The sequence below is a fragment of the Myxococcus sp. XM-1-1-1 genome (assembly GCF_020037095.1).
Classification (GTDB): Bacteria; Myxococcota; Myxococcia; order Myxococcales; family Myxococcaceae; genus Myxococcus; species Myxococcus fulvus.
In genome coordinates, this window is record NZ_JAIQDH010000017.1 from 169,061 (window position 1) to 189,547 (window position 20,487).

Genomic DNA, 20,487 nt, shown 5'->3' on the forward strand with positions numbered 1-20,487 from the left:
GGTGTCAGCCCTCTCCCCCTTCGGACGGGCTCTTCGCGGGACGGTGCGCATCCTCTCGCACCTCGTGCGACTCCGCTTCCGGACCGGACACGGACGGGACGACCGCCTCCGGCTGGACCTGCGCCTCGCGGACCGGCGCCTCGGGCTCGGTGATGCCCTCGGTCCGGGTGCTGGCCTCCAGCGCCTCGGCCAGGGAACCCGCCACGGGGACGGCCTCCGGGCTCGGCGCGGTGGCCTCGCTCACGTTGACCTCGGGCGCGGCCGCCAGGTCCTGGTGCTTCGCGATGCCCGCCTCACCGTCGGGAGAGGGGGTGCCCTCCGCCTGGGGCTGGGGCGCGGCGATGCTCGCCTCACCCTCGGGAGCGAGAGCGCCCTCCGCCTGCGCCTGGGGCGCGCTCGCGGCCTCGCCCGTGGGAGCGGCGCCGCTCGCGGCCTCCGCCGGAGTGCCACCCGCCGGAGTGGCGCCAGCCTCGGCGCCCCGGTTCCCACGACCCCGACGTCCACGACGGCGACGGCGGCGGCGCTTGCGGTCGCCCTGGCCGGGCTCGCCGTTCGCTTCGGCGCCCTCCGGACGGGCCCCCACGAAGGCGCTCGCGGCCTCCAGGTCGTCGTCATCACCCTCGTCGTCGTCCTCGCCCTCCTCGTCCTCGGAGCCCGTATTCTGCGGCGCGGGCGCGGACACGGCGGGAGCGGCCTCGACCGCGACGTCGCCCTGGGCGCGAGCCTCACCGCCCTCGGAGGAGACCTCCACCTCGTCGGACGAAGGCGAAGCGGACGCGCGCTTCTCGCCACGCTCGCGGCGACGCTTCTCGCGCGGGCGCTCCGACGACGCGGCGACCTCGGGGGACTCGTCCTCGCGGGACTGCTTCTCGCGCTGACGCTCCTCGCGGCGCTTCTGGGCCTCCTCGGCGTCCAGCTTGGCGGCCTCGAAGAAGCGCTCGTCGATCTCGTACAGCTCCACCCGGGTGACGGTGACGGCCGTCTCGGCCTCCAGGAACTTCTCACCCAGCGCGTCGCCGCACCACAGCATCACCAGCGAGCCGCTGGCCTGCGCCTCGGTGCGCGCGTCGCCGCGCACGTCGCCCGCGCTCACCAGCAGGCCCACCTGCGCCGAGTAGTGGCTCAGGTCGCGCCGCAGCTCCTGCACGCACTTGCGGTCGATGCCGGGCGTGCCCTTGAGCATCCGCACCGCGTAGCGCAGCTCCACGCTGCCCTCGCGCTTGCGCGCGGTGAGCAGGGGGCCTTCCTTGGAGCGCTTGGCCACCTTCAGCTCGCGGAAGCCCAGCCCGTGCATCATCTTCACGACGGACTTCTCGAACGTGCCCACGTCCGCGTCGCCCAGGCGCTTGCGCAGCCCTCGCGCCACCGCGCGGCGCGCGTCCTTGAGCGACGTGCGCAGCGTGGTGAGCAGCGCCGCGTCCACCACCGGCTCGCCCGCGACCGCCGCGGCCGAGGAGCGCGCCAGCACCGGCCGGCCCGCCTCCAGCGGAATCCCGAGCGCCTGCGCGAACGCGGCCTGCAGCTCCAGCGACGGCGCCTCGCTCGGCGAGCCCGCGCGCTCCAGCGTCACCTCGCCGGAGTCCTTGTTGAACGCGTACTGCGGCCGGCGACCCGCGTCGATGCGACGCTGGTTGTCCTCCAGGAGCGCCGTGAGCACCGCCTCCACCGTGAGGTCCTCGGCGCACAGCTCCTTGCTCCGGGCGCGCTCGATGATGGCCTCCGTGCGCAGCCCACCGTCGGCGTCGCTGAGGATCTCGAACACCACCTCCGGCAGCGGCGGGAAGCGCTTGCGCTTTCCACCCCGATCCTCGTCCTCGTCCCGGCGGCGCTTGCGCTCACTGCCCCGGCCCGCCGCTCGCACGTTGTCCGTGCGCGGCTCCGGGTGGCGCTCCGCCGGCCTGAGCGGCGGCAGGTCCTCTTCCGGATTCGGCTCGATTACGCCTGTCTGCGCCAGCGCCTCCACGTCCTCGGGAATCGACCAGTCCACCAGGGCGAAGGTGTCCTTCGCCGTCACAATCACCTTGCGATCCCTCGTGCGACGCGCCATGGCGGCCAGGCGCGAGAGCATCGTCACCTCGGGCGTCTTGCCGACGTGGGAGAGCAGGCTTTGTTGGATGGACTTCTCGGTGATTTCAAGGAAGTGGAGGGGACGTCCTTCGCTCTCCAGGATGCGGAGCGCGGCCTCGTAAAATGTCATCGAGTATTCCCCAAGAATTCCGAACGGTTACAAAAATGTAGGTCCGTATGGGCGGCGGATGCTAGCCATCGCTAAACTGGCTTGTCAACGAACGGAAGATGACCCGCATACGCATCGGACAGCGCTGGAAACGCGAACCCTCGGCCTCCCCGCTGGATTCCATCGCACTGGAACTGGACGGCGTGGACCTGCTGTCCGGAGCGGTGGAGGAGTCCTTAGCAGAAGTGGTGCCCGCTTTGGTGCGCGCAGTGGCCTCTCTTCGCACGGGGGGCCGGCCCATGGCCCAGGTCTCCCTGGCGGAGGCCCACCTGGAGCTGGTCCTGAGACGGGTGGGCGCCGAGGTGGAGCTGCTCGTGGTGAGCCTGGCCCGCCCCGCCCGGCTGATGCGGCCCCCCGTGAGGGTGGACGCCGAGGAGCTGACCGAGGCCGTGAAGGCCACCGGCGCGCGCTTCCTCGCGGACGTCACCCAGGTGGCCCCCAAGAGCGTCTCCGCCCCCCTCGCCCAGGCGCTGGCGGAGCCGCTCAAGCAGCTCGCGAGGCCTTCGCGGCCCCCGGATGAGGAGCCCGCCCGCCCCTCGGTGAAGCGCGTGGAGCCGCCCGAGACGCCCGGCTTCGGCTTCGAGCTCCGGGACGCCGGCGCCCGGGGGCATCGCTCCGGAGGCAAGCGGAGCCCGTCCGGGACGCTGGCCCCCCTGCTGGGCCCAGGCGAGGTGTGGCTCGCCCTGCCCGGCAAGCCGGAGGCGTGGAAGGTCCAGGCGCCGCCGTTCCTCACGGTGCTGGAGCTGTCGCGCCAGGCGGTGGAGCTGGCTCGGGCGGTGGAGCTCAAGGAGCCCCGGTTCCAGCTGGAGCCCGCGGGCACCCGCTCCCCGCTGCTGCTCGACCTGGAGGCCGGCAAGGCGCGGGTGGGCCGCGCGGGCGTGCCCTTCCCGCTCACCGGCATGCAGCTCGCGGCGAGCCTCTTCCACCTGGGCGAGGCGCTCGCGGCCACCTTCGCGGAGGAGGACCGGACGCAGGTGGGCAACCCCTACCTGGTGGAGCTGGCGGAGCGCTGCCGGGAGGGCCTCTCCCATCTGCGCGGCCCCGTGGAGCCCCCCGAGCAGTCCGGCGCGGCGAGGGAGAAGCGCACCCGGACGACGGAGAGCGCCTCCAAGCCGCTCAAGGTCCCCGGCCGGCTGAGGCGACTGCGCTTCGAGCGGCTGTGGGAGCAGCGCGGACTCGAGGACACGGAGGAGTCGCGGCTGCTGCTCGGACGTCACGGGCCGGTGTGCTGCTCGCCTCAAGCCGCGGTGGCCTTCTCGCGCAAGGACGGGTCTCGGCTGTGGCGCCGCGCCGCGGCGCTGGGCGTGGCGGCCTCGGCGGACGGCCACGCGGTGGCGGCGGACCTCTCCCGCGTGTACGGCTTCACGGGCCGGGGCGCGGGGGCGCGCTGGCTGCATGACCACGACGGCATCCCCCTGGGGCCGCTGCTCCTGCGCAAGGACGGGCTCTTGCTCACGCTGTCCGAGGACCGCACCGTGGTGGCCTTCGCGGAGGCCACCGGGCGCGAGGTGTGGCGGCTGGCCCCTCCGCGCACGCAGCGAAGCTGGCTGACGACGCAGGGCCACCGCGCCCTCGTCACCACGGACTCCGGCTATGTCTACGGGCTCGACCTGGAGGATGGACAGGTGCGCTACCGGATGCGCGCGCCCCTGCCCTTCCACGGCGCTCCGGTGCCGTGGGGTCGTCGGTTCCTCGCGCTGCTCGGTCGGGGTTCGCACTGGGCGCTGCTGCTCGCGGACGCGCACACGGGCGAGGCGGCGTGGACGCACGAGCCGGACCTCACCCACCCGTCGGCGCCGCTGCCGGTGGGCTCGCGCGTCTTCATCGCCGGGGAGCGCGAGCGCGAAGGCATGCTCTTGTGCCTGGACGCCAAGGGCCAGCGCGTGTGGGAGCGGCCGCTGAACCTGGGGCCGGGGCCGTACGCGCTCTCGCCCCTGCCTCGCGCCGTGGTGGTGACCAGCGCCTCGGGGGCCGCGGCGCGCGTGGCCTCGTCGGGCACCGTGGACTGGCGCGTGGGCGCCGCGGGGGAGCCGCTCATCGGCGCACTGCCGGCACGCACCGCGCGCGGGGTGACGCTGGTGCCGGGTGAGCGGGTGCGCGCGGTGGACCCTCGAGGAGGCCAGGTGCTGGCCGAGGTGCGCGCGGGGGCGGGGCTCGTCGCGCTCCAGGCCGACGTGCGCCTCAACCTCTACTTCCTGGACGACACCGGCGCGCTGTCCGCGTACCGGCTGGGCTCCCACTTCACCGTGGTGGAGTGAGGGCGAACACCCGCTTCGCCCTCCCCCACCCGACACACCGCTAGTTCGCGGCGGCCTTCTTCGCCGGGTCGATCTCCTCCTCGGGACGCTCCTCCTGCGTGGCGCCCTCCCACGTCTCACCCGCGCCCAGCTTCCACTCCGAGGGCACGTCCAGCTTCCACACGTACGTGGCCGTGGCGTCCCCGCCCGAGGGCGAGCGCGACGAGACGGTGATGGTCATGTCCAGCTTCGCCACCTCGTTGGGCATCAGGTCCAGGTCGTAGTGGCCCAGCACCAGCTGCGGCGGGAACTCCGCGATGAAGCGCTCCGGGTGGTCGATCTTCATCGACGGATCCCCACCGCGCATCTCGCCCAGGAGCTTCCCCTTCGCGTCGGTGAGCTTCCACACCGTGTCGAACGTGGCGCTGGTCAGCATCTTGAGGACCTTGCCCTCGTCCTTGAGCTGACGCTGCGCGCCCCACAGCGCGAGCTGCAGCCGGATCTGCGGCTTGCCCATCACCATGATGGTGTCCGAGGACACCACGTCCAGGCGCATGCCCTTGTCCGTGGCCGTCCACACCGGGCGGTAGCGGCCCTCGCGCAGGCTGTCGAACACCTTGCGCGTGTAGTCGTAGAACGCCTTGCGGTCGCCAGCGCGCTCGTCCTTCTCCGCGCGCTTCTCCAGCTCCTGCAGATAGCCGTCGAAGTTCTTGTTCCCGTTGAACGCCTTCAGGTGGTCATCCACCTGCTCGAAGTACGTCTTGAAGAAGGGCTTGAGCTCCTCGCGATACGCGTTCTCGTCCGGATTGACCCGGAGCCAGGCCACGCGCTCCAGATAGTCGGCGCGGATGCGCTGGGCGGCCGCCTCGCGCTGCGCCTCCTGGGTGCGGGCACTGGCGCTGCGGTAGCTCATGATGGCGCCCAGCAGCACACCAGCGACGAGGACAATGACTCCGAAATAGCGCTTCAAGCGGCAGTCTCCTGTGCGGTGGAGCAGGCAGTGATATGAAAATTCCCCAACGTGATCCAGGCCACCGGCACCCACCTGTTCACCTCCCTGCTCCCTCTGGAGGAAGGCGAGCTGCTGCGCAACCCCCAGGTGGCGTGGGAGGCGTACGGAGAACCGTGCGACGGCAAAGCGGTGGTGCTGCTGCACGACCTGTCGCATTCGCACCGGGCGGTGGGGCCGGCGGAGGACTCCGCGTATCAGCCGTCCGGCTGGGCGCGTGAGCTGGTGGGGCCGGGGCTGCCGTTGGACCCGGACATCATGCCGGTCATCGTCCCGGGGCTCCTGGGCAGTCCGTTCGGCAGCACGTCGAACGCGTCGATGGACCGCGAGACGGGCGAGCGACTGGGCCTGAGCCTGCCTCCCCTCACGGTGCTCGACATGGCGCGCGGGGTGTCCGCGCTGTTGCGAGCCCGGGGGCTGAACCACGTGCGCGCGCTGGTCGGTGTGGGCCTGGGGGCGCAGGTGGCGCTGCGGCTGGCGGCGCTGTTCCCGGAGCTGTCGGACTCGGTGGTGGCCATCGGCTCGGCGCGCGCGCTGCCGGAGGGCGTGCGCGAGAAGCTGGGCCTGGCGTGGCAACTGTTGCGCGCGGACCCGGACTTCCGCGAGGGCCTCTACGAGCCGGACGCACAGCCTCGCAAGACGATGCGCAGGCTGAGGCTGGACTTCCAGAAGCTGCTCTACGGCCGCGAGTACCTGTCGCAGCGCTTCGCCGACGCCGACGCGGCGAGGCTCGCGTTGGACGCGGAGGCGGACGCCTTCTCCGAGTCGTTCGACGCGTCGTCATGGGCGACGCTGTGTTCGGCCTACTCGGGCTGTGACGTGGCGGACTGCTTCGCGCAGATCCGGGCGCGGGTGCTGCTGGTGGCGGGGAGCTCGGACGTGCTCGCGCCGGTGAACCGGGTGCGGGACACCTACCACCTGCTGTCCGCCGCGGGCGTGAGCGCCCGGCTGGTGGAGCTGCCCGGCCCGGGGGACCATGGCGCGCTCCTGACGGAGACCGAGCGGCTGCGCGCGCCACTCGGAGACTTCCTGCGGCGCGTGGGCTGAGGCGCTGGGGCTACTCGCGCGGCTGCGGAGCGGAGAGCTTCCCGCGCAGCGCGCCCACCAGCATGCTGATGGCGATCTCGTTGTTGCCGCCGTGCGGGATGATGATGTCCGCGAAGTGCTTGGACGGCTCGACGAAGCCCATGTGCATGGGGCGCACGTGGCGCAGGTACTGGCTGACGACGTGGTCGAAGTCGCGGCCGCGGTCCTTGATGTCGCGGGTGAGGCGACGAAGGATGCGCAGGTCGTCATCCGCGTCGACGTAGATCTTCACGTCCATCAGCTCGCGCACTTCCTTCATGTGCAGGACGAGGATGCCCTCGATGAGGATGATGTCCCCCGGGTCCACGCCCATGGTGCGGGGCTGACGCGACGAGGTGACGAAGTCGTAGACGGGCTTCTGGATGGGCCGTCCGGCCTTCAGCTCCCGGAGGTGGCTCACCAGCAACTCGGTGTCGAACGCGTCGGGATGGTCGAAGTTCACCTCCCGGCGGTCCGCGATGGGGAGGTCCTTCAGGTCTCGGTAGTACGAGTCCTGATCGATGAAGGCCACGCGGCAGTCGGCAAGCGCCTCACGAACCTTTCGGGCGACGGTGGTCTTGCCGGACGCGGTGCCACCCGCGATGCCGATAACGAGGGGTGACGACGTCATTGCGGCGCGACCTACCCTACCGGACGCACAGGCGCAAGGGTTCGGTCCACCCCGGAAGCATCCCCCAGGCGGATCATCCGCTGATTCAGCCCATCCGCCAGGACCTCCGGGGGCACCGACTCCACCGGCACGGGCCTGGAACCCAACTCCCGGAGCAGCACCGCCAGCCCCCGTGACACGCCCGACACCTCGAATCCCGGGGCCTTGCGTCGCACGGCGAAGCTCCACGGGGTGCCCCCCGGACGCCGGGCCACCTGGGCCAGCGCCTCCAGCCCGGACAGCTCCAGCGCCCCACATGCCCACGCACGGGCGGTGAGGTGGCGGCGGACGGCGCGCGCGGCGAAGACGAGCTCGGACAGGTCCACGGGGAAGCTACCGGGCCGGACGTCCTCCGCGAGCCCCACCTGTCCGGGGCCCGGCGCCGGGGCGGTCTTCAGGAAGGTGGTGGGCGCGAGCATCTCCAGGCTCAGCGCGGCGGAGGCGCCCTCGTCGGGCTGCTCCCGGAGCCGACGCATCGCCCAGGCGGAGAAGACCTGCGGCAGCGAGCGCCCTCCCCCGCCGAAGAGGTTGCGGTACTCGCGCGAGCGGGTGAAGTCGAGCAGCGCCTCGCGCGTGCCGGCCAGGAGCAGGCGCGTCAGCGGCCAGTCCTTGTCCAGCGCCTCGGCGACCACCGCGAGGCGGAAGTCCTGGTCGGCGGCGGTGCCCTCCGGGTCCTCGCTCGCGTCCGGGGCCGACACACCGTGGCCCGCGTCGAACAGCTCCCACGGCCGGCTGTCGCCCGAGAGCACCGGAGGCGCGCTCACATCCGGCGCGCGAAGGGTCAACGGCTCGCGAGGGCCCTGGGGGATGAGCGTGCGCAGCCGCCGAAGGGACAGCCGGGCCACCTCCGGGGGATGGCCGTCGCCCTCGAAGGTGACGGCGCGCAGGGACGGACAACGCGGTAGCAAGGACTCCAACAGCTTGAACAGCTCCTCGCGCACCGGCTGCGTGTGGTCGTCGACGTAGAACCGACGCGAGCCCCGGCGCGTCACCACACCGCCCGCGAGGTGGATCTCCACGACCTGCTCCAGCGGGAAGCCGTCCAGGCCCGCCTCGAGCGGCAGCCCGGCGGAGAGCTGGTGGCTGAACAGGTGGCCCAGGTCCAGGAGCAGCGGCAGCCCCGTGCGCTGGTGCAGCTTCGCGAGGAAGTCGAGCGCGTGCAGCTCGCCTCGGCGCGCCAGCACCGCGGGGTTCTCCAGCACGAGCGGCATGGAGAGGTGTGACTGGACATGGAGCGCGTGCGCGGCGCAGTCCGCGAGCCCGGCCTCGTTGAACGGGGGCGTGATGTAGAGGTAGCCGGGGAACGGCTGGCCCTGCACGTGCCACCACCCCACGTCATTGCCCACCCACGGGCTGCCCACGGCGCGCGCGTGCGCGTCCAGGGCCTTCAGCGTGGCGGCGGGCTCCAGCTCCGGCCCCCACAGGTTGAGGTGCACGGGGTGGAAGAGCACGGGCACGTCGGCGCGGCGGCGCCACATCTCCGGAAACAGCGAGGCCTGGGCACGCGCCTCCTCCAGGTCCAACGGAGCGCTGTACTCGACGAAGTCGAAGAGCCCCGGCGACGCGTCCAACAGCCGGTACGGCTGCGGCACATCCGCGGTGCTCAGGTTGCTGCTCAGCCCCAGACCCCGCCAGGGCAACGTCCATGCGTCCGAAACGGCCTGCGTCATGCGGCGCAACCTAGTCCACCGCTCGCGTCTGTTGTGCTCGGAGTTGCGGGCGACCGGGCGAGCCCGCGTGAGGCCCGCACACCCTCCGTGGGCATTTGAAAAACAACCTCGAGCGGCCCCTCGGTGATTCATCGTGATGACAACCCAGCGCCGGGTTCACAGACATCGAACATGGCCCGTGTCGACGAATCAGACAGCCTTGAAGTCAACCTGCCCTCCATTCTCGAGCGCATCCATCCGGAGCGAGCGTTGCACGGAGACGAAGCGCGTCCCCGCTTCGACGAGTCCGCGCAAGACGTACTCCACGCCAGGAAGGCCAGCGCGGACTCGCCCTTCGCGGACCAGGGCCCGCCTGCGAGGCACCGCGGAGGGAGCGCCGTCGAAGGCAGACCTGGCCTGGAGGGTGAGCGTCCATGGCGAGGACGGCCTCGTCCGGGAGGTCCTCCAACGCGCGCGAGCAGGCGCCAACCAGGGCCGGAGCACCAAGTCCTCGGAGGTCTCCGGCTGCACGCATCCGCTGTGACAGCAGACGATGAACGAACAGGGCCTGAGAGGCACAGCGGGCTACCCCACGTTCGCCGTGGCGGTGCTCGGCGAACTCAGCACGGGGGAGTTCGGGGACTGGCGGCAGGACTACCTGGCCACCCTCATCTATGGCTTCTACGTCGAATACACCGTGGACATGTCGGGCGGCGAGCACCACAGCAGGCCTCCGACCACAGGCATGCCATCTGGCGCTGTGAGCAACACGCCAGGAAGGTCCTCCGCGAGGAGGCTGGCGAATACTTCGACCGAACTACACGGCGGACCTGAGCTGGGGATGGATGACACCAGCGCGAGGCCTCGGGTGAATCCGCGGAACCTTTTCCACGGACCGCTGTCGGAGCACTGGCGAATCCAGGAACAGGGAGGCAGTGAATGAGGCGGAACCTCAAGGCCGTCACGGGTGTCGTGTGTGCGCTCGCGTTGAGCGGAGTGGTGTTCTCGTGCCGGTCATCGGACGTGGACACGAAGAACCTGGCCCCTCGTGACTCGCACGCGGGACAGATGGCCTCCAAGTCCCCCCCTTCCCAGGCAGACACGGCCCTGGCGCCAGCCGCCGGGACCACGAGCCCTGATGCCCCCTCCCCCGTCGCCGCTCTCGAAAAACCTGCCCCCGCACCTAGCGCGGCGCCCCCACCCTCCGGGAACTCCGCGCGCCTGCGCTCCGCGATGGGCAACATGTTCGGAGCGGCCGGCGCGGCCCATGGCCAGGGCGGACTGGGGGTCAAGGGCAGCGGCTCCGGTGGCGGTGGCGTCGCGATACTGGGTGGCAAGAGCAGCGGCATCACGGGTATCGGCACCATGGGTCGCGGCAGCGGACGCCTCGCGGGCTCGTCCCGAGGTCCTGCTGCCGACGCCACTTCCAGCCAGGAGGGCTACCGCGACCACGGCGTGAATCCCTTCGTCTCCACGGAGAAGGACCGCCTCTCCACGTTCGCGGCGGATGTCGACACGGCCTCGTACACGCTGGCACGGCGCAAGCTCAAGGAAGGCACCCTGCCGCCGCGTGAAGCCGTGCGCGTGGAGGAGATGCTCAACTACTTCCGCTACACGTACCCCGCGCCCGCACCGGACGAGGGCCCCTTCGCCGTGCACCTCGACGCCGCGCCCTCCCCCTTCACGCCCGGACGACACCTGCTGCGCGTCGGCGTGCAGGGCAAGCGCCTGAGCGTCTCCGAGCGCAAGCCCGCGCACCTCACCTTCCTCGTGGACGTCTCCGGGTCGATGCAGTCCCCGGACCGCCTGCCGCTCGCGAAGCGCGCCCTGCGGATGCTCGTGGACCAGCTCCGCGACGGCGACACCGTGGCGCTCGTCACCTACGCGAGCGCGGTGCGCCGCGTCCTGCCGCCCACGGGCATGGAGCACAAGGCCCGCATCCACGCCGCCATCGAGGACCTGACCGCGGGCGGGAGCACCGCGATGGGCTCCGGCATCCAGCTGGCCTACCAGGAGGCGATGAAGACGCTGGATGGCGAGTCGGTGTCGCGCGTCGTCATCCTGTCCGACGGCGACGCCAACGTGGGGAGCACCTCCCACGAGGAGATCCTGAAGACCATCCGAGGCCACGTGAAGGAAGGCATCACCGTCACCACGGTGGGCTTCGGGATGGGCAACTACCAGGACACGATGATGGAGCAGCTCGCGGACCAGGGGAACGGAAACCACCACTACGTGGACTCGCTGATGGCCGCGCGGCGCATCTTCGTGGAGCAGCTCGGAGGCACGCTGGAGGTCATCGCGAAGGACGTGAAGCTCCAGGTGGAGTTCGACCCCAAGCAGGTGTCCCGCTATCGCCTCGTCGGCTACGAGAACCGCGACATCGCGGACGAGGACTTCCGCGATGACCGCGTGGACGCGGGAGAGCTGGGCTCGGGCCACTCCGTCACCGCGCTGTACGAGCTGGAGCTCATGCCCGGCGCGGGCGAGGGTCTGGCCACGGTGCGCGTGCGCGCCAAGCGCCCTCGTGGAGAGAGTGCCTCCGAGCGCGCCTTCCCCTTCCCCGCCAGCGCGCTCTCCCCCTCGTTCAAGCAGGCCCCTTCGGACCTGCGCTTCGCGACCGCGGTGATGGGCGCGGCGGAGCTGTTGCGACGCAGCCCCCACGCGGAGAAATGGAGCCTGGACCAGGTGCGGGAGATCGCGCGCTCCGCGACGCCCTCGGGCAACGAGGAGCGTGAGGAGTTCCTCGCGCTGCTGGGCGAGGCGCATCACCTGCTGCGCGACGTGGCCACGCGTTGAGTCAGGAACAGAGGGCACCGGGGGCACCGCGCCTCCAGACGGAGCACCTGGGGTACAATCGATCCTTCACCCCTCGCCCCTGGAGCCCTCCATGCACTCCGCGACGCAGGCAGAGATCGACGAGTCCCATGCGCAATTCCGAGGCGCCTGGCGGAAGATGGCCCTGGGCGGCAGGGCGGGCGAGGTGGTGGAGCGCCCCGAGGTCTTCATCGCGTCGAGCCATGTCTCCTGGGCGATGATGAACGCGGCCTTCCTGCGCGCGCCCGCCACGACGGAGCAGGCGCTCTCGGCCGCCGTCGCGTCCGCGGCCCGCTACTTCTCCACCGGCCGTCATCCGTGGACGTTCGTCATCTCGGACGACTGGCTCGCGCCCCAGGTGCGCGAGCGCGCCGAATCCATCCTCGCCTGGTACAAGCTGCGCCCGCTCACCACCGTCACCGGCATGGTGTGCGAGCGGCTCTCGGAGCCCGTGCGCGCCCTGCCCTCGCTCGACGTGCGCCCCGTGAAGGACACCTGGGGACGCCAGGCCGTGGCCGACATCAACTCGCTCGCCTACGACGTGAGCCGCGAGTCGGGGCGCGAGGCCCTGGACGCGGAGGCCCTGTACGACGAGGAGATCCGAGGCTTCGTGGCCTGCCGCGAGGGCGCTCCCGCGAGCAGCACCGTGGTGCTCCGGGTGGACGGCCTCGCGTACATCGCGCTCGTCGCCACGTCCCCCGGCCACCGGCGGCTCGGCGCCGCGGAGCTCGTCATGAGGCACGCGCTGCGCGAGGCTCGCGACACGTGGGGCATCGAGCGCTCCGTGCTCCACGCCACCGACGCCGGCGCGCCCGTGTATCAACGCATGGGCTATCGCCCCGTGACGCGCTTCCGAATGTACGAGGCCCCCGCGCCCGGGAGCACCTGACACGCACGCGGCTCCCGCCACGAGGACGTCCTCACCCCTCCCTCGCGAACGAGGGCTCTGCACGAAATCCCACCCTGGAGGGCACGAAGGACCCATGGGCCCGAGGCCTCATCATTCTCGCGGTACCAATCCAGCAATGCGCGACAGCCTCGCGAAGAAACGTGACCTCACGAGAACACGGGCACCATTTTCTGCCGGGCCTGAAAGCGCGCGGCCATCCAGGGATGAGAGAGCGAGAGGCGGTGGCGGAAGCGCTGACCCAGGCTCGTGAAACCGCGTGGCTGTGGCAGACTTGGTCTCCAGGGGGATCGCCGGAGACAAGAGGCGCCGCAGCACACGGGAGTCCGCGAATGGCGACGTGGAATGACCTCATCCTGGCCACACCTCGACAGGTGAACGGCAGGCATCAGGAAGAGGGACCGGTGGCGCTGCAGGAGGCGCTGCTGGGGACGGAGGGAGAGCAGCTGGTCCTGCTGGGCCATCTGCATCGGGAGCCGCACCTGCTGCGCGAGGGCGCATTCCACGCCGGGCGCGCGCACCTGGAGGCCTCCACCCGGCCCTCGTGTACGCGCGACGAGCGGCTGGAGCAGATCAGGGCCGCGGGCCACCGCTTCACGGAGGCGCTGGGCGCCGAGCGCGACACGGCCCGCGTCTCGCTCATCTCCCTGCACCTGGGCCTGTGCCGGTTGCTGCTGGGCAGCCCGAAGGACGCGCGCGAGTGGCTGGGGATGGCGAACCAGTCCGCGGTGGAGACGCTCAAGGACATCCTCACCGAAGCGACGGGCGAGCAGGGCTTCACCCGCAACCGGCTGCTCGGGGGGATGCTCAACTTCGTGATGTTCTTCACCAGCTCCGCCACGCTCGGCGCGGGCTACCTGGTGTGGGATCGCGTGATGAGCAAGCGCTCGGACAAGGTGCTGCGGCGCGCGCTCGCGAGGATGGAGCCGCTGGCGGGCTACATCGACGCCCTGCGGGAGATGCGCCTGCGCCTGGGTGAGCCCGCCTCCAGCGTGCCGCGCTACGTGGTGACGCACACCGTGGATGACAGCCAGTGCCTGTCGCGCATCACCATCCGCACGCTGGTGGGCGAAGGCGAGGCAGTGGACTTCAACGGCCGGGAGACCCGCCGCGTGTCGAGGACCGGCTCGGAGCGCACCACCCCGCTCATCCGCTGAAGGCATGCGCGGGGGCAGCGGCGGAATCCCCTGCCCCCGTGAAGCCGCTCAACCGCGGACGCCCGGAGTCACGGCGCGGGCGTGGAGACGACGCACAGCTTCACCGAGCCGGAGCGGACGCCGCCGCGGCTGTCCCGAGCCGTCATGGTGACACTGCAGTTGTTGCACGCGCCGGACGGCACTTCCGTCGGCGTGAAGTTCGAGGACTGCCCGGTCGGCGTGCTGAACGTGCCAGGGCAGGACGCGGTCCACTGGTAGGTCACCGCATCGCGCTCCTGGTCGAACACGTTCGCGATGACGGCCGTGCTCTGTCCGAGCACCACCCGGCCCTCGCTCGCGTGCACGTAGAGCACCAGCGGCGGCCTGTTGAAGCTCACGTGGACCTCCGCGCTCCCGCCCGGGGGAGGCGGCGCTCCGACGACCTCCACCGTGAGGCGCGCGGTGCTGACGCCATTGCGCTGGTCGCGCACCGTCAGCGTGAGCGTCACCGTCTGCGGCGACGTCGGCGCCGTCCACGTGGGGTTGGCCACCGTGGTGCTGCTCAGCTGCCCCGCCGTGGCGCCCCACGAGTACGACAGCAGGTCGTTCGGCACCGGGTCATGCGCCGTGGCGCCCAGCGTGAGCTGCTCCCCGACCACCACCGTGCTCGACGACACCGACACCGAGTCGATGATGGGCACGTCGTTGTCGTCGTGATGGCCGAACGTCATGTCATGCAGCGTGACGGCCACCAGCGCCGTCTCGCCCCCGACGATGGTGACGCCCGTCGCCTGGCCCTGGTACTCAAGCCCGTTGTTCGCCGCGAAGGCCGACACCGTGAGCGTCCTGTCGGTGCCCGCGGGAATCCCGGCGATGGTGCCTCCCCAGACCGAGCCCGTCTTCACCAGGTCCTGCTGGATGTCCGCGAAGTCCGCGCCGGAGACGACCACCTGGATGCGGACGACGCTCGCCTCCGTCGCCGCCGCCTCCTGGTCGCCAATCACCAACTGCACGGCCCCCGACTGCGAACCGGAGCCACAGCCCACCACCATCGCCAGCAGGAAGCCGACGACGCAGACACTCTTCGCCATGCGCATGGATGTTCCCCTTCTCGCACGCAGACGCGAATCGCCTGGCCGTGCGCGGAGCCCCAGCCTGCAACAATGACAGACACGCCAGAAGTGGAATCAGACACAATCACAACCGGGGCCAGGTCGACACCCGTGCGCAAATCATGCGCGTCGGTTTTGGACCGCCCACCCGGCCCACGCCCCAGGGAGGGATGGGTCATTCCGGATGCCTCCGCAAGCGCCCCACGTCACGAGACGATGTTTCACGGACCCGACAACTCCCGGGGAAAGGAGGAGTGAACAGACATACAGGGAGTTCACGAGAACCCACCCTCGTGATAGAGACACGCGCCGAACCAATCACCTGGGAGTCTCTTCATGACCTCGGCTGTCCGAAAGCTCTGCGCCCTCGCGCTGTTCCTCGCGTCCTCGTCGTCCTTCGCCATCGAGCACTGGGCGGATGGCCGCGCGTCGCTGCACTCCTGTCTGTACGCCAGCTCCTACGAGGCGGAGATCCGGATGTCGTACCGGAACCTCTCCCTGCCGTGGGGCACGTCGGTGGAGCTCATCCACGGCTGGGGCGGGCTGGACAACTGGGTCGCCTTCGACTGGGACAACACGCAGACGGTCGCCGCGCCCGCGTCCGCGCCGTGGACCTGGACGGTGACGGTGCGCAGCTTCATCTCCCACCGCACGTCCCCCAAGTGGTACGACAGCTTCAACTTCGTGTGGAAGGTCACCCTGCCCGGCGGCAGCGTGTTCTACGAGAAGGGCAACGGCTCCACCTTCGGCTTCTACTCGGCCAACCTGGGTGACATCGCCGAGCGGCCCTGCACCAACAACTCCAGCTTCTCCGGCCCCCCGTTCGCGCTGACCATCACCTCCATCGAGCGGTGGTAGTCCCGCGCCACGTCCTCCGGGCAGGGCTGCTCCTCGGAGCCCCTGCCCCGCTGTACCTCCAGTCCTCCGCGAGGTGTCGACGAGCCACCGCGCACGCGCTCCCCGGATTGAATGCGAGGCACGGAAGGCTCTAGACAGGTGGGATGCTCGATTCCCCTGGAAGGCTCCGTACCAGCTCGCGCTCCGTGTTCCGCGCGAAGAGCTGGGTGCTGCTCGCGCTTCTCGCCCTCGTCGCTCCGGCGTGTGACGACTCGGACGACCCCTCACCCGCGACGCCCATCGGCGAGGCGCGCGGACGCGCCACCGGCGAGGCCGTCACCGTCGAAGGCCACGTCACCGTCCCGCCTGGCGCCTTCAGCTCAGCGCTCGGAGATCAGGGCTTCGCGGTGCAGGACGACACCGGCGGCGTCTACGTCAAGCTGGAGGAGAAGCTGTCGCTCGCCGTGGGCGCCCGCGTTCGCGTCACCGGGACGCTCGACGAGCAGAACCAGCTCCGCATCCTGAAGGCCGTGCCCGCGGACGTGTCGACGCGAAGTGGAACCCAGACACCCACCCCGAAGAACATCGGCACCGGCTCCGTCAAGGAGCCCGTCGAAGGCCAGCTCATCCGCGTCACCGGCGCCGTGACCAAGACCTTCGAGGATGACTCGCCCTACGGGTACAAGCTCTACATCGACGATGGGTCCGGAGAGGTCCAGGTGTTCGTCCACGCCTCCGCCGGCTTCAACCCGGACACGCTGCGAGCCCTGCCCCTCGGCCAGAGCATCACCGTCGTGGGGCTCGCCGCCCAGTACGAGACGACCTACGAGGTCGCCCCCCGGGAACCCGCCGACCTGAGCATCCCCTGAGCCGGAGCGTCACACCTCTCCTGACACCGGGAGTCCTGGGTATTTCAGATTTTCCGGAGAAGGAACGTCAGACCCCTCCGCCATAGTGCATGGAGGAGGGAGACGGTGACGGCTCAAACGTTGTTGGTGTTCGTTCCGGTGGTGTTGATGCTCGCGGCGGCGGTGGCCATCCGTCGCCCGCGACGGCGCTCGCGGCGACTGAAGGTTCGCGAAGCCCACTGACAGGCTGAGCCGGGGCGCAGGCAGCCGCCCCGGCTCGAACCGGACGAGCCCCTCCCCCGAGGTCGCTCGTCCTTCCGTCAATCAGGTGGCGCTGACTTCCCCCGAAGCCAGACGACCGCATTCCTTGGGGTTATCGGTCCTGCCCGCACCGGGTTGCGTCCGACCCGAATAAAAAATGGAAAGGTGACTGTACGCCCAGGTCCGGGCGTGTCGGAGGTAGACTCCACGCCCTCCCCAACCCGAGTGCCGCGTGGCTGAACGTCCCACCGTCCTGGTCGTCGATGATGATCCGCACCTGCGGGACATCGTCCGTTTCGCGCTGGAGCAAGGCGGCTTCCGCGTGGAGGAGGCCGCGGAGGGGCGAGCGGCGCTGGCCCACGTCCAGCGCTCGCCCCCCGCGCTCATCGTCCTGGACATCATGATGCCGGAGATGGACGGGCTCACGGTGTGCCGCGAGGTGCGGCGCACACACGAACTGCCCATCGTCTTCCTCTCCTCGCGGGACGACGAGGTGGACCGCATCCTCGGCCTGGAGCTGGGCGGCGACGACTACCTCACCAAGCCCTTCAGCCCGCGTGAGCTGGTGGCGCGCGTGAAGGCAGTGCTGCGCCGAGCGCGGCCCGCGCCCGAGAACCCGGCCTCCGCAGCGTCGAAGCCGTTGATGCGCGGCCCCTTGAAGCTGGACGAGGAGCGCTTCCGAGCCTGGTGGGGCGAGCGGGAGGTGGTGCTCACCGTGACGGAGTTCCACCTGCTCGCGGCGCTGTTGCGTGTGCCGGGCAAGGTCTTCACCCGGGACGAGGTCATGACGCGCGTCTACGACGACGGCGTGGTGAGTGATCGCACCATCGACAGCCACGTGCGTCGGGTGCGGCAGAAGTTCGCCGGCGTCGGCGGCGAAGTCATCGAGACGGTGCATGGCCTCGGCTATCGGCTCGCCATCCCGTAGCCGCCGCCCGCAGCCCCGGCTGTGGATGGTCTTCGCGGCCGTGGGGCTCGCGGGCTTCGTGCTGACACTGGGCGGGCTCGCCTTCGTGCGCGTCTACGACAACCAGCTCATCCGCCAGACGGAGATGGAGCTGCTCACGCAGGGCGCTGTGGTGGTGGAGCTCTACCGCGCCACGCTGGCAGAGCGCGTCGGCGAGGGCGACTATGGACGGACTCGCACCGCGAAGTGGCCCTTCCCCATCCCTGATGACAAGCGGCTGCGGCCCATCCTCCCCTCGCTCAAGGCCTCGGACGAGCCGCTCCCCGCGGACGAGGAGCCACCGCGCGCGCTCGTGCCCGGCGAGCCGTGGGCCCTGGAGACGGGCCTGAAGCTCAACCCGCTCCTGGAGAACGTGCGTGCCGCCACGCTCGCGGGCATCCGCGTGGTCGACACCAGCGGCGTGGTGGTGGCCAGCAGCAGCCCGGCCGTGCTGGGCACGACGCTGGCCGACCGACCCGAGGTGCAGCAGGCCCTGCGAGGAGAGCCCGCGAGCGTGCTGCGCCGTCGTCACTCCGAGGCCGAGGACACACCCCTGGCCTCGCTCAGTCGAGACACCGGCATCCGCGTCTCGGTGGCGCTGCCCGTCCTTCAAGGCGAGCGCGTCTGGGGCGTGGTGGTGCTGGCGCGCACGCCGATGACCTTCGCCAAGGCCACGTACGCGGACCGCTGGAACCTGACGGCCACGGGCCTGGTGCTGCTCGGCGCGCTCGGGTTGATGTCGCTGGCCGCCGCCGCGCTGCTGGGCCGCCCGGTGCGGGCCCTGGTGAAGCAGACGCGCGCCATCGCCGCCAGCGCACCGGAGGGCTACGAGCCTTTGGCCCGTCCCGTCGTCGCGGAGCTGGCCGAGCTGTCCGAGTCGCTCGCCGGCATGGCCACCGCGCTCAGGGACCGCAACCAGTACATCCGCTCCTTCGCGGCCAACGTCTCGCACGAGTTCAAGACGCCACTGGCCTCCATCCAGGGCGCGGTGGAGCTGTTGCGCGACAGCGCGGACGCGATGACACCCGAGCAGCGCACGCGCTTCCTCTCCAACATCGACGCCGACGCGCGCCGGCTCACGCGGCTGGTGCAACGCCTGCTGGAGCTGGCCCGCGCCGACTCCATCACCGCCACGCCCGCCCAGGTGGAGCTGGCCCCGCTGCTCAAGGCCGTCACCGCGAGGGCCCACGCGGAGGGACTGGAGCGCGTGGACGTGGGCCCCGTTCCCGAGGGCCTCACCGTGGCCCTGCCCTCCGAGGTGATGGAGGACGTGCTCTGGCAGCTCGTCACCAACGCCCGCCAGCACGGAGGCGAGGACGTGCGCGTGTCGCTCGCCGTGGAGACGCAGGCGGACGGCGTCGTGCGCGTCGTGGTGCGGGACGACGGGCGAGGCATCTCCGAGTCGAACCGCGCCCGCATCTTCGACGCCTTCTTCACCACGGCGCGCGAGCGCGGAGGCACGGGCCTGGGTCTCACCATCTCCCAGTCCATGCTGCGCGCGTTCGGCTCCACCCTGGAACTCCTGCCCGCGAGCCCGGAGACGAAGGGCTCCGCCTTCGCCGTCGCCGTGCATCAGCGGAAGTAGCTGTTGGAGATGTCCACCGAGTAGCCCAGCTCGAGCGTGGGCGAGGACGCGGCCACCAGGTATTGACGGAAGTGCAGCACCTTGCCCGGCAACGTCGCGCCCTGGCTCGTGCCCTCGGCCGCCTCGAACTGCTCCAGGCTGCCGCCCTCTCGGCGATAGTTGAACACCGCGGGGAAGTGCGCGCGGGCCCGCAGCTCCGCGACCGGCCACGAGACGCGCGGCAGCGCCAGCTTCAACCGACCGGACAGGTGGAACACGCCCAGCTCCCGCGTCATCACCACCTCGAGCGCACCCGACGTCTCGCCCAGTCGCGCGGGCGCCACCTTCAGCCGCAGCACCCCATCCGTCACCGCCTCCACGGGCACGGGGATGGCGTTGAGCGTGACGCGCTCCAATGCGTGCCCTTCCGGGATGCTCAGCTCCAGCGCCTGCTCACGGTCCAGGCTCAACGTGTAGCCGACGCGCAGCGTGGCGCGGCCTTCCAGCGTGGACACCCACGTCGCGGTGGCCTCGGGGATGCGCGGCTCCAGCGGAGGACGCACCTGCGGCTTCGTTGCCTGCGCAACCTGGGACGCCGCCTTCCAGCCGACCCGCAGCGCGCCCTGCACCGGATAGAGCACGTATCCCTCACCCGAGGACGACAGCGATTCCAGCAGCGTGAAGACGGACGTGTCCGCCTCCAGCTCCAGCGGCACCGGCGAGGCATGAGAGCCAAAGCGAAGCTGCGCGCGACGCTCCGGCCCCGTGCCCGACGAGCGCACGGTGAGGCTCACGTCGAAGCTCTGACGCCCCGCCTTGCGCGTGAGCAGACACAGGAAGCCATCCACCACGCCCACCGTGGCGCCCTCCAGCGTGGGCAGGGCCGTGGGGTACGTGTCCGCGTCGAGTTGCAGCAAGCGCACCTGCGTCCAGCGTCCATCCGCGAGCACCTCCACCTCGAAGCTCGCCTCCACTTGCAGCGCATCCGCGGACAACCGTCCGCGCAGCCCGGTCTTCACCAGCGCCTCGGTGGGGGGCGCGGGAGGTGGTGTCTGTCGCTGCGAATACAGCGGGATGAGCTGCTCCAGCGGCACGGTGGCGGTGCCGGCGGGAGCCGGAGTGGACTCGGGCGCGCCCAGGGCCTCGGGAGCGAGCAGCAGGATTCCGACGACGAGGGAAAAGGTCCGCATGAT

At 70.8% G+C, this 20,487-nt stretch carries 16 protein-coding genes; 10 read left to right on the plus strand and 6 right to left on the minus strand.

What is annotated here, in order from left to right; translation table 11 throughout:
• Positions 1-4 precede the first annotated feature (4 nt).
• The gene (locus K8640_RS28785; protein WP_223749981.1) at positions 5-2,197 is read right to left on the minus strand and encodes an HTH domain-containing protein; all 2,193 of its coding nucleotides are present in this window, start codon (positions 2,195-2,197) and stop codon (positions 5-7) included.
• 98 nt (positions 2,198-2,295) lie between these two features.
• On the opposite strand from K8640_RS28785, the gene K8640_RS28790 reads away from it, so the two are divergent.
• Positions 2,296-4,494 (plus strand): PQQ-binding-like beta-propeller repeat protein, encoded by a 2,199-nt coding sequence (locus K8640_RS28790; RefSeq protein WP_223749982.1) that lies wholly within the window; start codon positions 2,296-2,298, stop codon positions 4,492-4,494.
• Positions 4,495-4,534: 40 nt separating this feature from the next.
• Here K8640_RS28790 and K8640_RS28795 read toward each other — a convergent pair whose 3' ends face one another.
• Positions 4,535-5,443 carry a hypothetical protein gene (locus tag K8640_RS28795; RefSeq protein ID WP_223749983.1) on the minus strand — a complete coding sequence of 303 codons (909 nt, stop codon included), beginning with the start codon at positions 5,441-5,443 and terminating at the stop codon, positions 4,535-4,537.
• A 51-nt stretch (positions 5,444-5,494) separates the two neighbouring features.
• Here K8640_RS28795 and K8640_RS28800 point away from each other — a divergent pair, with 51 nt between their 5' ends.
• A complete protein-coding gene (locus K8640_RS28800; protein WP_223749984.1) occupies positions 5,495-6,529 on the plus strand; it encodes an alpha/beta fold hydrolase in 1,035 nt (344 codons plus the stop codon).
• A 10-nt stretch (positions 6,530-6,539) separates the two neighbouring features.
• On the opposite strand, the gene udk is transcribed toward K8640_RS28800, so the two are convergent.
• Both udk and K8640_RS28810 read right to left on the minus strand, forming a co-directional pair.
• Positions 6,540-7,178: a uridine kinase gene (gene udk, locus K8640_RS28805; protein ID WP_074956956.1), complete on the minus strand. Its 639-nt coding sequence runs from the start codon at positions 7,176-7,178 to the stop codon at positions 6,540-6,542.
• An 11-nt stretch (positions 7,179-7,189) separates the two neighbouring features.
• Positions 7,190-8,887, minus strand: a complete 1,698-nt coding sequence (locus K8640_RS28810) for a DUF692 family multinuclear iron-containing protein (RefSeq protein WP_223749985.1) — start codon at positions 8,885-8,887, stop codon at positions 7,190-7,192.
• A gap of 532 nt (positions 8,888-9,419) precedes the next feature.
• On the opposite strand from K8640_RS28810, the gene K8640_RS28815 reads away from it, so the two are divergent.
• The 4 genes from K8640_RS28815 (at position 9,420) to K8640_RS28830 (ending at position 13,747) form a co-directional block, all read left to right on the plus strand.
• The gene (locus K8640_RS28815) at positions 9,420-9,809 is read left to right on the plus strand and encodes a hypothetical protein (RefSeq protein WP_223749986.1); all 390 of its coding nucleotides are present in this window, start codon (positions 9,420-9,422) and stop codon (positions 9,807-9,809) included.
• A gap of 299 nt (positions 9,810-10,108) precedes the next feature.
• Positions 10,109-11,665 carry a VWA domain-containing protein gene (locus K8640_RS28820; protein WP_223749987.1) on the plus strand — a complete coding sequence of 519 codons (1,557 nt, stop codon included), beginning with the start codon at positions 10,109-10,111 and terminating at the stop codon, positions 11,663-11,665.
• Between the two features lie 91 nt (positions 11,666-11,756).
• Complete coding sequence (locus K8640_RS28825; RefSeq protein WP_223749988.1) at positions 11,757-12,572, plus strand: GNAT family N-acetyltransferase; 816 nt, start codon at positions 11,757-11,759, stop codon at positions 12,570-12,572.
• Positions 12,573-12,922: 350 nt separating this feature from the next.
• Positions 12,923-13,747, plus strand: a complete 825-nt coding sequence (locus K8640_RS28830) for a hypothetical protein (protein WP_223749989.1) — start codon at positions 12,923-12,925, stop codon at positions 13,745-13,747.
• Positions 13,748-13,815: 68 nt separating this feature from the next.
• Here the strand turns inward: K8640_RS28830 and K8640_RS28835 are convergent, their stop codons facing one another.
• Complete coding sequence (locus K8640_RS28835) at positions 13,816-14,823, minus strand: hypothetical protein (RefSeq protein ID WP_223749990.1); 1,008 nt, start codon at positions 14,821-14,823, stop codon at positions 13,816-13,818.
• Positions 14,824-15,174: 351 nt separating this feature from the next.
• Between K8640_RS28835 and K8640_RS28840 the strand changes: the two genes are divergently transcribed.
• The 4 genes from K8640_RS28840 to K8640_RS28855 all read left to right on the plus strand — a co-directional run bounded on the left by K8640_RS28840 (position 15,175) and on the right by K8640_RS28855 (position 19,315).
• The gene (locus tag K8640_RS28840) at positions 15,175-15,696 is read left to right on the plus strand and encodes a hypothetical protein (RefSeq protein ID WP_074956942.1); all 522 of its coding nucleotides are present in this window, start codon (positions 15,175-15,177) and stop codon (positions 15,694-15,696) included.
• 143 nt (positions 15,697-15,839) lie between these two features.
• Positions 15,840-16,544, plus strand: a complete 705-nt coding sequence (locus K8640_RS28845) for a DNA-binding protein (protein WP_223749991.1) — start codon at positions 15,840-15,842, stop codon at positions 16,542-16,544.
• Positions 16,545-17,016: 472 nt separating this feature from the next.
• Entirely contained in the window at positions 17,017-17,712 is a 696-nt protein-coding gene (locus K8640_RS28850; RefSeq protein ID WP_223749992.1) for a response regulator transcription factor, read from the plus strand.
• Positions 17,681-19,315: an ATP-binding protein gene (locus tag K8640_RS28855; protein WP_223749993.1), complete on the plus strand. Its 1,635-nt coding sequence runs from the start codon at positions 17,681-17,683 to the stop codon at positions 19,313-19,315. The genes K8640_RS28850 and K8640_RS28855 overlap by 32 nt, the downstream gene beginning before the upstream one ends.
• Here the strand turns inward: K8640_RS28855 and K8640_RS28860 are convergent.
• A complete protein-coding gene (locus K8640_RS28860; protein ID WP_223749994.1) occupies positions 19,303-20,484 on the minus strand; it encodes a hypothetical protein in 1,182 nt (393 codons plus the stop codon). The two genes, K8640_RS28855 and K8640_RS28860, sit on opposite strands and share 13 nt — an antisense overlap.
• Between the last annotated feature and the right edge of the window lie 3 nt (positions 20,485-20,487).